General features: G+C 39.0%; 15 protein-coding genes. 8 read left to right on the top strand and 7 right to left on the bottom strand.

Annotated features, from left to right (window positions below):
* Positions 1 to 129: 129 nt before the first annotated feature.
* Positions 130 to 903 carry a S1/P1 nuclease gene (locus PHU20_RS05985; RefSeq protein ID WP_274824433.1) on the top strand — a complete coding sequence of 258 codons (774 nt, stop codon included), beginning with the start codon at positions 130 to 132 and terminating at the stop codon, positions 901 to 903.
* Between the two features lie 223 nt (positions 904 to 1,126).
* Here the strand turns inward: PHU20_RS05985 and PHU20_RS05980 are convergent, their stop codons facing one another.
* Both PHU20_RS05980 and PHU20_RS05975 read right to left on the bottom strand, forming a co-directional pair.
* Positions 1,127 to 1,705, bottom strand: a complete 579-nt coding sequence (locus PHU20_RS05980) for an alpha-ketoglutarate-dependent dioxygenase AlkB family protein (RefSeq protein ID WP_274824432.1) — start codon at positions 1,703 to 1,705, stop codon at positions 1,127 to 1,129.
* Positions 1,706 to 1,714: 9 nt separating this feature from the next.
* Positions 1,715 to 2,587, bottom strand: coding sequence for an AraC family transcriptional regulator (locus PHU20_RS05975; RefSeq protein WP_274824431.1), 873 nt, complete (start codon positions 2,585 to 2,587; stop codon positions 1,715 to 1,717).
* Between the two features lie 255 nt (positions 2,588 to 2,842).
* On the opposite strand from PHU20_RS05975, the gene PHU20_RS05970 reads away from it, so the two are divergent.
* Positions 2,843 to 3,430, top strand: a complete 588-nt coding sequence (locus PHU20_RS05970) for a hypothetical protein (RefSeq protein ID WP_274824430.1) — start codon at positions 2,843 to 2,845, stop codon at positions 3,428 to 3,430.
* Between the two features lie 507 nt (positions 3,431 to 3,937).
* The gene (locus PHU20_RS05965) at positions 3,938 to 4,525 is read left to right on the top strand and encodes a T9SS type A sorting domain-containing protein (protein ID WP_274824429.1); all 588 of its coding nucleotides are present in this window, start codon (positions 3,938 to 3,940) and stop codon (positions 4,523 to 4,525) included.
* Positions 4,526 to 4,731: 206 nt separating this feature from the next.
* Here PHU20_RS05965 and PHU20_RS05960 read toward each other — a convergent pair whose 3' ends face one another.
* The 3 genes from PHU20_RS05960 to PHU20_RS05950 all read right to left on the bottom strand — a co-directional run bounded on the left by PHU20_RS05960 (position 4,732) and on the right by PHU20_RS05950 (position 7,849).
* Positions 4,732 to 5,739, bottom strand: coding sequence for a 3-oxoacyl-ACP synthase III family protein (locus PHU20_RS05960; RefSeq protein ID WP_274824428.1), 1,008 nt, complete (start codon positions 5,737 to 5,739; stop codon positions 4,732 to 4,734).
* A gap of 120 nt (positions 5,740 to 5,859) precedes the next feature.
* A complete protein-coding gene (locus PHU20_RS05955) occupies positions 5,860 to 7,170 on the bottom strand; it encodes an ABC1 kinase family protein (RefSeq protein ID WP_274824427.1) in 1,311 nt (436 codons plus the stop codon).
* A 25-nt stretch (positions 7,171 to 7,195) separates the two neighbouring features.
* Positions 7,196 to 7,849, bottom strand: coding sequence for a TetR family transcriptional regulator C-terminal domain-containing protein (locus PHU20_RS05950; RefSeq protein WP_274824426.1), 654 nt, complete (start codon positions 7,847 to 7,849; stop codon positions 7,196 to 7,198).
* Between the two features lie 309 nt (positions 7,850 to 8,158).
* On the opposite strand from PHU20_RS05950, the gene htpG reads away from it, so the two are divergent.
* From htpG to PHU20_RS05930, 4 genes are all read left to right on the top strand, one after another.
* On the top strand, positions 8,159 to 10,045 hold the full coding sequence (gene htpG, locus PHU20_RS05945; RefSeq protein WP_274824425.1) for a molecular chaperone HtpG: 1,887 nt from the start codon (positions 8,159 to 8,161) through the stop codon (positions 10,043 to 10,045).
* A gap of 33 nt (positions 10,046 to 10,078) precedes the next feature.
* Entirely contained in the window at positions 10,079 to 10,492 is a 414-nt protein-coding gene (locus PHU20_RS05940) for a DUF2141 domain-containing protein (protein ID WP_274824424.1), read from the top strand.
* Positions 10,493 to 10,614: 122 nt separating this feature from the next.
* Positions 10,615 to 11,247, top strand: a complete 633-nt coding sequence (locus PHU20_RS05935; RefSeq protein WP_274824423.1) for an MOSC domain-containing protein — start codon at positions 10,615 to 10,617, stop codon at positions 11,245 to 11,247.
* A 24-nt stretch (positions 11,248 to 11,271) separates the two neighbouring features.
* Positions 11,272 to 11,625: a DoxX family protein gene (locus PHU20_RS05930; protein ID WP_274824422.1), complete on the top strand. Its 354-nt coding sequence runs from the start codon at positions 11,272 to 11,274 to the stop codon at positions 11,623 to 11,625.
* Positions 11,626 to 11,695: 70 nt separating this feature from the next.
* Here PHU20_RS05930 and PHU20_RS05925 read toward each other — a convergent pair whose 3' ends face one another.
* Entirely contained in the window at positions 11,696 to 12,283 is a 588-nt protein-coding gene (locus PHU20_RS05925) for a T9SS type A sorting domain-containing protein (protein WP_274824421.1), read from the bottom strand.
* Between the two features lie 997 nt (positions 12,284 to 13,280).
* Here PHU20_RS05925 and PHU20_RS05920 point away from each other — a divergent pair.
* Positions 13,281 to 13,640, top strand: coding sequence for a CoA-binding protein (locus tag PHU20_RS05920; protein ID WP_274824420.1), 360 nt, complete (start codon positions 13,281 to 13,283; stop codon positions 13,638 to 13,640).
* Positions 13,641 to 13,643: 3 nt separating this feature from the next.
* Here PHU20_RS05920 and PHU20_RS05915 read toward each other — a convergent pair whose 3' ends face one another.
* On the bottom strand, positions 13,644 to 15,101 hold the full coding sequence (locus PHU20_RS05915; protein ID WP_274824419.1) for a sodium:solute symporter: 1,458 nt from the start codon (positions 15,099 to 15,101) through the stop codon (positions 13,644 to 13,646).
* Between the last annotated feature and the right edge of the window lies 1 nt (position 15,102).

Genomic DNA, 15,102 nt, shown 5'->3' with positions numbered 1-15,102 from the left:
CATGTTTTCTTTTTCTCAAAATAAAATCGTTGGATTTTTGGGGTGCAATATCAAACTAAAAATTTAAAATCGGCCAAGGGTTAACAATAGATTAAAAAGCTTTTTCTAATTTTAAGCCAAACAAAGACAATGAAAAAAATAGCCTTCCTTCTTTTGTTAACTGCCCAAATTTCTTTCGGTAATGCCCCATTTTGGTCCAAAACAGGTCATAGGGTAATTGGGGAAATCGCACAGGAGGAACTTTCAGGTAAGGCGAAACGTGCCATTTTTAAATTGTTGGATGGACAAAGCCTTGCGTCTGTTTCAAATTTTGCGGATGAAATTAAGGCAGACAGGAAGTATAAGGAATTCAGTGCGTGGCATTATGTGAATATTCCCCCGGGTAAGGATTATAAGGATATTGAACCCGGTAAATACGGAGATTTGGTAGTGGGTGTTCAAAAATGCCTTGACATCATCCAAAACGAAGATAACCCCAAGGAGGATAGGGTCTTTTATCTAAAAATGTTGGTTCATCTGATAGGCGATCTACACCAACCCATGCATGTCGGTAGGGTAGAGGACAAAGGAGGTAACGATATTCAACTGCAATGGTTTGGGCGGGGAACCAATTTACACCGGGTGTGGGATTCAAATATGATCGACGATTATGGGATGAGTTTTACCGAACTGTCCAGTTCCCTACCTAAATTGGATAAAAAGGAAATAAAGGATATCCAGCAAGGCACCCTTCTGGATTGGGTCAAGGAATCCCAGTTAATTGCCGACAGGCTCTATGATTCTGTTGAGGTTGGTCAAAAACTTTCCTACCAGTATAGTTATATATGGTGGGCAACGGTTGAGACACAACTCCAAAAAGGGGGGCTGCGACTGGCCCGAATGTTGAATGGGATTTTTAAATGATCCCGTTGGAAAGGGAGCCTTATTATGTGGGGATTATTTGAACCCTACAACCTTTAAAAAAGGAATTTTGTCGAAAAATAATACCTTGGCATACCATTTGACGTTCTATAAGTGTAGTTACGCATGAGGACATTAGTGCAGTGACCCGTCCGCTAAAGGCAGTGCTTGACTAGGAGTCAAAGGGTATAAAAAAAACCGGTAACGGGTACGTAACCGGTTTTTTTTATTTCAAGGACCGAAAGGTAAGGTTTATACGTTCCTTAATGGGTTTTGCCGTTTTGGGCAATTGATGGTGCCAATAGTGCTGTGTTTGGCCTCCCATAAGTAATAAACTGCCATGCTCCAATAACAACTTATGTTTTAGATGTTTGTTCTTCTTGTGCCGTAAATGGAAAAATCGATCTTGTCCCAAACTTATTGAAGCTATGACCGGATCCTTTCCAAGTTCTTTTTCATCATCGGAATGCCAACCATTACTATCCTTACCATTTCTATATAGGTTTAAGAGACAGGCATTGAATTCTACACCTACGATTTGTTGAAGTAAAGCCTTTATTTCCAATAGTTCCTTTGTGAAAGGATTGGGTGTCATGGTGATATTGGAATACGAATAGGTTTTTGTCCCACAACCATAGAATGCCGTTAATCTGGGTTGTGGGTATATCTTTCCGAATACCTTGATTTCATCTTGCCGCCAAGGGACCGAATTTCGTAAACGATCAAAATAACCATTTGCTTTTGGTGCATCGATAAATCCTGGATAATACCTAATATCACTATCAATGAGCCGTAATGATACCATTTCCCGATCTTATTGAAAAACCGTTTTCAATTGATTTCTATACGCTGACGGATTTTGCCCCGTAAAGGCCTTGAATGATTTGTTGAAATGTGAGAAATTGTTGAACCCGCATTCGAAACAGACCTCAGTAATGCTCATAGGTTGTTCCGCCAATAATTTCGAGGCATGTACCAATCGATATTCATTGACGAATTGTACAAAGGTCTTATTGGTTATCTTTTTAAAATACCGGCAGAACGAAGGTATGGTCATACTTACCATATCCGAAATTTCCTGTAAGGTTATTTCGTCCTTGAAATTATTCTTCACATGGTTAAAGACGATATTGATACGATCATTGTCTTTTGTATCCGCTTCCAACGAATAACCATGGGCATTCAATATCCTGAATTCTTCCGTTGTTCCCAATCCGTGGAGGATATCCAATATGGCCAATAAACGTTCAAAATTCGACAGATGCTCAAGGGCTTCCATTTTCTTGCCCAGCCTTTGTTTGGTCTCTCCAAAGAAAACAATACCGCCTTTGGCCATTTCAAAAAGGTTTTGGATTTTCGCCATTTCAGGAATAAGGAAAAAATTCTCCCCCAGGAAATCCGTTTTCATTTGTATTACGGTCTCGCTCCTATTCCCGGTTAAGGTATCGGTAAATCCGCAATGGGGTAAATTACTGGGTACAAGTATTAGGGTACCGTTGGTATAATAAGATAGGTTGCTGCCAATTTGCCTTTTACCGGCTCCTCCATTGACGTATACCAGTTCAATTTCGGGATGATAGTGCCATTTATTGTTTTTATTGTTCGTGTTGGCATCGAATTTTTGGTACGTATATGAATGTCCAAAATTAGGTTCAATGACTTCAAAAGTAGGTTTCTGTTTTAGCATAGCATTTCTTTTTCAAGGAACAAAGTTAGCAAGGGTGTAATTAACTGAACTCTGTAAAATTACCTCAATAGTATGCAAAATTACCACTTAACATTTAATTAACCTAATTAAATGGTAATATAACATATAAACCTGTAAATCTTGATGTAGTAAGGGAGGTAAGGTGGTGCTAAGTTTGTAGTGTAATTGATTACAGATCGAAAAAGAAAAAGAAAAGTAAAGCGCGTTCTACATTAACCTAAAAAACAAAATGTTATGAAAACGATTAAGAAACTTACCCTAAGCACGGCTTTTTTATTTATCTCTGCTTTTGGCATGGCCAACGAAATGGATTTAAGGATCTTTACCGATAAGGAAAGCAAGACCCTGTTGTTCAATTATACCAATTCTTCCACGGATGCTGAACTTAGGTTCGTTGACGGTGAAGGGAATGTCATTTTTACCGAAAGCCTTGAGGACAATTCGGAATACTCAAAAAAGTTCAATTTAGGAAACCTTGAGTCGGGTGTTTATACCCTTGAGGTGGAAGATGCCATCAAGGAGACCGAATTCACCATTACCTTGGAAGATTACACCGTAGCCATCAAAAACAAGTCTGAAAGGACCAAACCTGTATTTAGGACAAAAGACCATATGGTGTATCTTAACCTTTTGAATTTGGAAAAAGAAGATGTTGCTATCGCGGTATATGATGAAGATGAAAGAATGGTTGCCAGTAAAATTGTGGAAAACGAGCAGGTTATCGAGAAAGCATTCAATTTTAAGGAAGCCCACAGAGGTCATTATACGATTAAAGTAAAGAAGGGTAATGATACCTTTTATGAAGAAATTAATGTTGATTAAGTTAGTTTTAATTTTATTCTAGGAGAGAAGAGGGCTTTTAAGCCCTCTTTTTTTATGAATGGAATTTAACCGATCATAAAAAAATTCGTCAGAAAGGAGTTGGCTTATTTCGGAACCCTTAAGGTTATTATAAGTTTTAGCGATCGTTCGATGAAGGGAGCTAAGCCTACTAAAGATAATCCGGTATTTCAATAATGGTCAATATTAGGTCTAAATCAGGTTTCACCGATCGGGCGAACAAGTGCTTGTTAACGTGTGTGAATTTATTTTTTTTCACCTTGTTCAGGAAAGACGAAAAAGGCCAAACTTCACTAAATTGCCTAAAATGTATTCCAAATTAACCCTTAACGTTTAGTTAACCCAGTAGGGTGGTAAAATAGCATACAAAATGGAAAAACTTGATGTAGTCAGGGCTAAATAGCCGCCGTAAGTTTGCCCTGTAATTAGTTATTGAAAAAAAAGCGAAAGAGAAAATCAAAATTGATTGATCCTTTAAATCAAAAAGTTATGAAAAGAATAATGAAAATTTCCCTAAGTGCCGCCTTCCTATTTTTTACCACTATAGGTATGGCCAACGAAATGGATTTGAGAATAAGCCCTAATAAAGAAAGTAAGACCTTATTGTTCAATTATACCAATTCAACAACAGATGCCGAACTAAGGTTCGTAGACGGTGAAGGTAACGTCATTTTTACCGAAAGCCTTGAGGACAATTCGGAATACTCCAAAAAATTCAATTTGGCCAGCCTTGAGTCCGGTGTTTATTTCCTTGAAGTGGAAGATGCCATCAAGGAGACCGAGTTCACCATTACTTTGGAAGATTCGACGGTTGCCATCAAAAGCAGGTCAGAGAAGACCAAGCCCGTATTCTATGAAAAAGAAGGTATGGTTTACCTAAACTTATTGAACTTGGAGCAAGAAGATATTACCGTTTCGGTTTACGATATCAACGAAAGGGCTGTTGTGAAGACCATTTCAGGGAACGAGGCAATCGTAAAAAAAGCATTTAACTTTAAGGATGCCCACAAGGGACAGTACACCATTAAAGTTAAAAAAGGAATTGATACCTTTTATGAAGGGATTAATATTGATTAAGTTAGTTTTAATTTTATTCTAGGAGAGAAGAGGGCTGAAAAGCTCTCTTTTTTTGTTTGTACCTATTTGGGAATTTCCGATTTAATGAAATGGCGAATTCCTATTGGGAAATTGTGTTGATGTTCCCTTCCCAAAAAAAAGGTTTGACAAGAAAAAACCCTGCCGTTATGGACAGGGTTTTTTTATTATTCCCCTTTGGGAAACCATTACCACCTGATAATGACACTCCCCCAGGTAAATCCACTACCAAAAGCAGCAAGAACGACCAAGTCGCCATCTTTTACCTTACCTTGCTCCCAAGCTTCGGTCAAGGCTATGGGAATGGAGGCCGCTGTAGTATTACCGTATTTCATGATATTGTTGTATACTTGATCATCGTTCAAACCAAACTTCCTTTGGACGAATTGTGAGATTCTCAAGTTCGCCTGATGCGGGATCAATAGGTCAATATCTTTTTCCGTTAATCCATTGGCCATTAAACCCTCCATGATCACCTCACTAAAACGGACAACGGCATTTTTAAAAACAAATTGACCGTTCATATAAGGGTAATATGAGGTTTCTTCCGGGTTATTGTCCTTGATGATATCGGTAATCCACCTTTTACCCATACCGGGTGCAACCAATGAAAGTTCTTCGGCGTGTTCGCCTTCGGAATGTAAATGGGTTGAAAGTATCCCTTTCGAATTGTCTTCTTCCCTTGAAAGAACCGCCGCACCGGCACCATCACCGAAAATCACGGTGACCCCTCTTCCCCTTGTGCTGAAATCCAATCCAGTTGAATGTACTTCAGAACCGATGACCAATACGTTTTTATACATACCGGTCTTTATATACTGATCGGCAACTGAAATGCCATATACAAAACCGGAACATTGGTTTCTTACATCTAAGGCTCCAACGGTTTTTATTCCCAATTCCCGCTGTACCATTACCCCGGGCCCCGGAAAGTAATAATCCGGACTAAGCGTCGCAAAGACGATGAAATCGATATCGTTTTTGTCTATACCCGCCCTTTCAATAGCTATTTTTGCAGCTTTCACCCCCATGCTCATGGTGGTATCCTCTCCTTTTATAACGTGTCTGCGCTCTTGGATCCCGGTTCGTTCTTGAATCCATTCATCATTGGTGTCCATTACTTTGGCTAAATCATCATTGGTGACAACGTTTTCGGGTACAAAGTACCCGAGGCCCGTAATTTTAGAATTGTACATTTTTGAAGTCGTTTTGGTTTGTGCATAGATCTCAACGATCTATTAAGGTGCAAGGTAGTGATTGCCCCGCTTTAAATCAAAATCTAAATCAACAGTTGTAAGGAGGTATTTGATTTTAAACTACCCCAAATATTTTCTAAAATCATTGACCCGAACTGTAGCTTTTAAATCATGTAAAAGATTGAATAACCCAAAAAAGGTTCGGTTCATGTACAGGAAATGTTTAGAACCCCGATTCCCATTCATTTTACGTATTTGTGGGTCTGTGGAATAACGTTGGCCCAAATCGGCTATTTTTTGCCAAAATGCATCTGCCCCGAAATCGAAAACCTCCTCATTGAAGGGCGAAGTGAACAGGGTCAACATTTCCTTGAACAACTCCTTGAAGAAATCAAATTCTTCCTGGGTATCGGTAGACGTCAAGATTTCCAACGCATACAACTTCTCGGTAAAAATGGCATCGTTTGAAATGTTTTCTTTATCGGATAATTCAAAATAAGGGATGTAAAATTCATCGGGAATCACTTTTATACAGCCAAAATCCAAAGCGATAAGGGTTTTTTCTTCACCAATCAGAAAATTTCCCGGATGGGGGTCTGCATGTACCTTGCGCAAACCATGGATTTGGAACATATAGAAATCCCATAAGGTCTGCCCGATTTTATCGCCTTGTTCCTTGGTAAAATCGGTCTTTGTAAATTCACTTAAATGAACACCGTGCATCCAGTCCATGGTAATGATACGATCACTGGACAGGTTTTTATAATATCCGGGAAATTCCATATTGGGGATACACGCACAGGATTCGGTAATTTCCATACTCTGCTCCAACTCCAGTAAATAATCGGTTTCCTCAACCAATTTGTACTCCATCTCTTTAAAATATTTATCGGAATCCTTACCTTGAAGGTTGAACATGCGTATGGCTATGGGCTTTACCAAGGCCAAATCACTGCTTATACTCTCCGCCACACCGGGATACTGGATCTTTACGGCCAATTCTTTCCCATCCTTTGTGGCTTTATGTACCTGTCCAATGCTTGCGGCGTTAATCGAGTCGCGATCGAACGTATCGAAAAGTTCTTCAGGATATTTACCCAGGTATTTTTTAAAGGTTTTACGTACCAAAGGCGCCGAAAGGGGGGGTACCGAAAACTGTGAAAGCGAAAATTTTTCGACATAGGCACTGGGGAGTAGATTTTTCTCCATACTCAACATTTGGGCAACCTTCAAGGCACTGCCCTTAAGGCTTTTCAGTCCGTCATAAATATCCCCTGCATTGTCCTCATTAAGTTCGTCTTTGGTATGTAAGGGGTTTACCAATTTCTTTCCGTAATACTTGGCATAATTGCCCCCTATCTTTACACCGGTTTGTACCAGCTTACTTGCTCGTTCTATCTTTCCCGTGGGTATTTTATCAAGTGTTTTCAATATGCTATCGGATTAAGGTAAAGGGTTAAATAGAGGTTTCCTTGTAAAGGAATTTCCCGAAATCAATGATGTTTTCCAAAGGGGTAGTATCAAAAACATCGAAAATGGTATTTACCGACTTCTCTATGGCCATATCGGTTTTTTCAAAATCTTTGGATTCATCCTCTTTCCAAAATTTGAGTAAAAACAAAAAATGAAACCATGCGCCCTCGGAGAACAACTTGGGATTGAATTTGGTAATTTTCAAAGTTTTTCCGGTATTCCCGTCCGCAATTAGGTCGGTTGCGAATTTTTTGATCCGTTTCCTCAATCCTTTCAATTGCTCTAAATTTTTTAAAGGATTTCCCTCTTGATGCAAAGCAAACAGCACATAACTGCGATTTAAGGTCAAAAGTTCAAAAAACGAATAGAAAAAAGTCAGCATTTTATCTTTGTTGGAAAAGCTTTCGAACTCCTTGTTCTTTAGTAATAAATCTTCGGTGTTCTCATAGAACAAATTCCAGATTCGTTTCGGAATCGCTTCCAGGGAACCAAATATCCCATAGAAATCGGCTTCGGTAATCGAATGCCTTTTACAGAATTTATAGACGGATCTTGGTGTGGTTCCATTCTCCAGCACATCATCCATATACATGGTAATCACCTCATTTTCGGTAAGTTTCTTTTTTTTTGCTCCCATAGTAGTTGTGTTTTTGATACGGTCCAAACCTATGTTATGGCGAATGTTTAAAAAACGTGCCTTCCTGGGAAAACACGTTTTCAAACAACCTAACCACTAGAATCTGGCAGTAATTGGATATGCATGATTTTTTATAGCAAAATCAATTCCCAATCATCACAAATATAAATCATGTTTAAAGTTTTTGGTAAAAAATTAAACAAAACTTTTGTTAAAGTTTGATTTCCAGTAAGTGTCAGTTTGTCACCCTTTGTGACTATGGTATTTTTTTTGAAAGGGATATTCTGTTAATTTTAAAAAATATATAAAATGGCAACAGGCAAAATCAATGTTTCAGTTGATAATATTTTTCCTTTAATAAAGAAGTTTTTATACAGTGACCACGAAATCTTTCTACGAGAGCTTATTTCCAATGCTACGGATGCAACCCTTAAATTAAAACACCTGACATCGATTGGTGAGGCCAAGGTTGAATACGGTGACCCCAAGATTGAAATCAAGGCTGATAAGGAGGGGAAAAAATTGCATATCATTGATCAGGGCCTTGGAATGACCGAAGAAGAGGTGAAAAAATATATCAATGAAGTGGCTTTTTCAGGTGCAGAAGAGTTTTTGGACAAATATAAGGATGCAGGTAAGGAAGCCGGTATCATAGGACACTTCGGACTTGGTTTTTATTCCTCTTTTATGGTTGCCGATAAGGTAGAGATCATTACCAAGAGTTATAAAGAGGAACCTGCCGTCCACTGGTCGTGCGACGGTTCCCCCGAATTTTCACTACAAGAGAGTGATAAAAAAGAAAGGGGTACCGAAATCATTCTTCATATTTCTGAGGATTCCACGGAATTTTTAGAAGAAGGCAGAATTTCCGAATTGTTGAAAAAGTACAATAAATTCATGCCTATTCCGATTAAATTCGGAACAAAGACCGAAACCTTGCCCAAACCGGAAGGCGCCAAAGAAGAAGATCCGGCCCCAACGAAAGAGGTGGATAATATCATTAATAATCCAAACCCGGCTTGGACCAAACAACCGGCCGATTTAAAGGATGAGGATTACAAAAACTTTTACAGGGAATTGTACCCAATGCAATTTGAGGAACCATTATTCCACATTCACTTGAATGTTGATTATCCCTTCAATCTAACGGGAATTCTGTATTTCCCTAAATTGACCAATGACCTTAGTATACAGAAAGACAGGATCCAATTGTATCAAAACCAAGTTTACGTAACTGACAATGTTGAAGGTATCGTTCCTGAATTCTTGACCATGCTAAGAGGGGTCATTGATTCCCCTGATATTCCATTGAACGTTTCCCGTTCCTATTTACAGGCCGATGGCGCGGTTAAGAAAATATCGTCCTATATTACCAGAAAGGTTGCTGACAAATTGAATTCCCTGTTCAAGAACAATCGTGAAGAATTCGAGGCGAAATGGAATGACATTAAGATCGTCATTGAATACGGTATGCTTTCCGAAGAGAAATTCTTCGAGAAAGCTGACAAATTTGCCCTTTACCCTACGATTGATGGTAAATACTACACTTTTGATGAATTGAAAGAGGCCTTAAAGGAAAACCAGACCGATAAAGACGATAAACTGGTGGTACTTTATGCTTCCGACAAAGAAGCGCAACACAGCTATATTGAAGCTGCCAAAGCGAAAGGATATGAAGTGTTGTTGATGGACTCCCCCATCATTGCCCACTTAATGCAAAAATTGGAAACTTCTAAGGAAAACCTATCATTTGCAAGGGTCGATGCCGATCATTTGGACAACTTGATCAAAAAAGAAGATACTCAGATTTCAAAACTTTCAGACGAAGAAAAGGAAAAGCTCAAAACCAATTTGGAAGAGGTCATTACCGGTAAGGGTTATACCATTCAGATGGAAGCGATGGACAGCGATGCATCGCCATTCATCATTACCGAACCGGAGTTCATGCGTAGAATGAAAGAAATGCAACAAACCGGGGGTGGAGGAATGTTCGGTATGGGCAATATGCCGGAAATGTACAATCTTATCGTTAATACCAACCATGAGTTGGTCGGGGAAATCCTAAATACCAAAACGGCTAAAAAACGGGAACGGTTGATCAACCAATCGTTGGATTTAGCCAGATTGTCAAAAGGACTTCTGAAAGGAGAGGAATTGACCAAATTTATTAAGAGGAGTTACGAAATGGTCAAATAGTTTGGTTAAATTTGGTCAAACCAACGTCGAAGGATGAAGAATGTAATATTAGGGACAGCACTCCTTTTGGGGTGCTTCTCATTTGCCCAAGAGGCACATCTCAATATTAAGATAGAAGGCATACAGTCCGAAAAAGGTAAAATACTATATACCATATTTTCCGATAAATCGGGTTTCCCCAGTGATGTGGATAAAGCCATCGAAAAAGGATTGGCCCCTATTAAAAATGGTGAAGCCGATATTGATTTGGACCTCCCCAATGGGGACTATGCCGTAATGGTATTTCATGATGAGGATGATGACAATAAACTGAAAACCAATTGGTTTGGAATGCCTAAGGAAGGTGTAGGCAATTCAAACAACCATAAAGGGATACCCAGTTTTAAAAAATCAATTATTAGCTTGTCCCAAGATAAAACCATAAAAATCAATCTGTTCTATCTGTAAGGACGGAATAAGGGGTTTCAGGTATTCTGTTTTATGTCAAATTGAATACAAAGCCTAAACAAAGGCAGGAAATAATTTTATAAAACCACTGTGGATCCACAGTGGTTTTATATTTTTAAGGTATGAAGGTAATCGCAACCAATATCGGAAAACCCACCACCATTTTATGGAATGGAAGGGAAGAACTGACCGGGATTTATAAATATCCCACCCAAGATGCCATTGTTTTAGGGGATACCGATGTTTATAACGATGCGGTAATAGACAGAAAGCATCACGGAGGTGCGAATAAGGCCTGTTATTTGTTTTCTGCGGATCAATATCCGTATTGGAAGGCCAAATACCCTAATTTAGAATGGGATTGGGGTATGTTCGGTGAAAACCTAACTGTTGAAGGACTGGATGAGACCAAAATATGCATTGGGGATATCTACCGTATTGGCTCAGCATTGGTTCAGGTGTCGCAACCTAGGGAGCCTTGCTACAAGCTGGGTATTCGTTTTGGTTCCCAAGAAATATTGAAGCAGTTCATAGACCATGGTCGTCCCGGCACCTATGTGCGGGTACTTGAATCGGGGGAAATAACCGAAAATACGCCATTGATCTTAGTTGAAAAATCTGAAAACCAACTTACGGTACAACAGTTTTTCAACCTTTTATACGCAAAACAAAAAGACCTTACCCTTGTTAAATTGGCTGTGGAAAACAAAGCGCTTCCCGAATACAAACGTGAAAGGTTTAGAAAGTACCTTTAATCAAAGGGTAATAAATCCGAAAATATGAAAGCTCCTTGGCATCTTTTGATCATGGCTGCGATGTACGTCATTGCCGGTATCATGCACTTCGTCCGACCAAAAATGTATCTTCGAATTATGCCTGCATATCTACCTTGGCCCAAACTATTGGTAGGCATAAGTGGTGTGGCGGAGATTCTTTTGGGAGTAGGTCTTTGTTTTTCGTTTACCAAGGTATATGCCATATACTTGATCATTGCCATGCTCACCATTTTTTTCCTGGTCCATTTTTATATGCTCAGCAGTAAAAAAGCCGGAGCGGGTATACCTCGATGGATTTTGATTTTAAGGATACCGCTTCAATTCGCACTCATCTATTGGGCGTATTCTTATTTGTAAGCCCAAATGAAAGGCAAAAAAAAAGAGAGCCGTAAAGCTCTCTTTTCTCCTAGAATAGAATTAAAACGAATTAATCGATTTGAATGTTTTCGTAATAGGTTTCGAAACCTTTCTTTACCTTAATGATATAAAGTCCTTCGTGGGCATTCTTGAAGTTGAACGCTTTTTCCACGATTTCTTTGTTTTCCAATAGTTCACTTGTGACAATTCTTTCATGTCCATCAAAAACGGAAATCGTAACTTCTTCCTTGTCCAAGTTCAATAGGTTAAGATAAACCATTCCATCTTTTTTTCTGAAAAAAGGCTTGGTCTTTTCAGACTTGCTTTTAATCTCCACATTGGTGTCTTCTACATTAATGGTAAAGGCAGTTTGTTTTACCGCATCTTCCACTTCTAAAAAGTAGATACCGGACTCAAGGCTACTCAAATTGAATTTTTTGGAGTATTCCGAATTGTCCTCAAGGCTTTCGGTAAAAATGACGTTACCTTCAACATCCACGAATCTTAGTTGCGCATCGGTAGCGGAGTTGTCATAGTTGAACAATAAGGTCTTGCTTTCATTTTTTGAAATGATTCTTAAATCCATTTCGTTGGCCATACCTAATGCACTGATGAATAGGAAGGCGATGCTAAGGGTGATTTTCATGATTCTTTTCATAACTTTTAGATTTAGAGGGTTAATCAATTTTTAATTTTCTTTTTCGCTTTTTTTTCAATAACTAATTACAGGGCAAACATACGGCGACAAAACAGCGGCTACTACATCACGATTCTCTAATTTATATGGTATATTATCACTTCGGTAGGTTAACTTAATATTAAGGGGTAATATTGAGTACAATCAGGATAATTTAGTGGACTTAGGCACTATTTTAACTTTGGAACCAATGCTCCAGAACAGGATTTTTTCGTTTTTGGGTGATTTTTTTTCAGTTTAGGGTTGAATCTATTTTTCAGCTTTAAAAAGGAATTGACTAAAGGCTTTGTGAGGGGCAACCCCGAACCTTGTGTGAATTGAAAAAAGTAAGTATAAACCATCCCGGAGTTTGTTCCGTTCATATTTACATAGCTTTATAATGGCCAAGGCCGAATACCAAGTGCCGCACCTTGGTTAAGCGTAGCCGGCCGTAGCCCTGTCCAGTTGACCAATATGTATGATGAAGGGCATCGAAGCCATTCGGCAATGTTTTATCTCGGATGGAATGTCCTATGGGCGTTTACTTATTGTAAGGGAGGACTATCGATGTCCAAGGTGGAAGCTACTTGATTTACATTGAAACTGGAAATGGGTCGTTCCCTTGCACCGTTAAACTATAGCGCTTAAAAACAGTGTCCTTCTTTGGTTTCCATGAACAAACAAAGAATTCGAAGATTCTTAAAACCGCAAAAAAAACAGTACGATCCATCCTTATTCCAATTTTTGGGTACTATTGGATAATAAAAGGGGATCTTTAGGGAATAAAAGGTTGGGGGAAAAAATAGGCCCTGATGTTTCCATCAGGGCCCTTTTCGCTGATATGCTATACTAAACACTAACCATTAACTATAAACATATAGCTTCATCAACGACCTAATATTATATTGCAATACTCTTTATGTTATATATTAGACGTATTATCATTGCAAAATTTACAAATAGTCAACTGTATTAACATATGAAAGACACACTCGTTTTTGGGGCTTCATTGAAACCTGACCGTTACAGCAATTTAGCCATTGAAAGACTGGTTGGCAAAAAAATTGCGACTCAAGCATACGGAATACAAGTAGGAGTAATTCACGGTGTACAAATTAAGACCAATTTGAATGATTTCCAAAATATACATACGATTACTTTGTATTTAAATGCAAAAAGACAAAAAGAATATTACAATGACATCATCAACTTACGGCCAAAGCGGGTGATTTTTAATCCAGGGACGGAAAATCCTGAATTTTATGGATTATTGGAAAAAAACGGAATTGAGGTCACCGTCGCCTGTACTTTGGTGCTTTTGGCAATTGATAAGTATTAAGGTTCATTTCCTTCTTAGCAACAGCAAGCCTATAAAGGTAATAAGGCCGTTCAAAGGGAGCAGTTCATAACCAAAGACATATCCGCCTAGATTTTCGGGTGGCAGTTTTCCTAAGATATAACAAATGGCGACGGATACCAAGGCGACGATCCACACATATTTATCCTTGATTTGGTACTTGGTAAAGATACCAAAGGCGAATAGGCCCAGTAAAGGGCCATAGGTATAAGAGGCTACTTGTAAAAGTCCGTCGATCACATTGGTGTCCAAGATATGTTTAAAGGCGATAACGACAAGGATCAATAAAAGGCTCATGCCAATGTGGGTGATCTTTCGTATTTTCTTTCTTTTGTTTTCCGGTTTGTGGCCTATGCCCAAAAAGTCCACACAAAAAGAGGTGGTCAATGAGGTCAATGCACTGTCGGCACTACTATATGCCGCCGCGATAAGGCCTAGGATGAAGGTTGTGGCGACGGTCATACCCAATCCGCTGTTTAGGGCGATCTCTGGAAAAAGAAGGTCGGGTTTTGGTTTGCCGTCCATTAAAGGGACTTGGATTTGCGATTTTTCGGCAAAAATAAACAGTAAAGCCCCCAGTAGCATGAAAATGAAGGTGACGGCAACCAAGACAATGCTGAAACTTATCATGTTCTTTTGTGCGTCTTTCAAGGTTTTGCAGGTCAGGTTTTTTTGCATCATGTCCTGATCCAAACCTGTCATACAAATGGTAATGAACATGCCGCCCAAAAAGGATTTTATCAAATGGTTCTTTGCTGAAAAATCATCCAAGAACCAAGTTTTGTTGTATTGTTTCAGTTCGGAGGAAGATAAAAAATCCATAAAACTCCAATCCAGTTGCTTAAGGATAAAAAAGATGGAAAGTCCAACGGATACCAACATGAACAACGTCTGTAGGGTATCTGTCCAAACAATGGTTTTTATACCTCCTTTAAAGGTGTAGATCCAAATAAGTAAAATAGACAGGGTAACGGTAAGTTCAAAAGGAACATTCCATGTGTCGAACACGAATTGCTGCAAGACTATGGCTACCAAGAAAAGCCGAAACGCAGCCCCCAACACACGGGAAACAAAAAATGAAATCGCACCTACTTTATAACTGACAAATCCAAATCGTTCATCGAGGTATTCATAAATCGATGTAACATTCTGCTTATAGTATATGGGGAGAAGTACATAAGCAACCACTATATACCCCAGGGAATAACCGAAAACCACTTGCATATAACTGAATTCGGAAGCTTCTACCCAACCTGGAACGGAAATGAAAGTTACCCCTGAAAGGGAAGCCCCGATCATACCAAAGGCGACCAAATACCAAGGTGATTGTTTGCCTGCTTTGAAGAAATCGACATTGGAATCGTTTTTGCCGGTAAAATGGGATATTAATAAAAGTACAATGAAATAGGCCCCGATAAGAAGCAGAATGTGGGTTGCTGTCATA

It is taken from the genome of Maribacter polysaccharolyticus (genome assembly GCF_028882255.1).
Lineage (GTDB): Bacteria > Bacteroidota > Bacteroidia > Flavobacteriales > Flavobacteriaceae > Maribacter_A > Maribacter_A polysaccharolyticus.
This window is presented reverse-complemented; position numbering and strand designations above follow the sequence as displayed.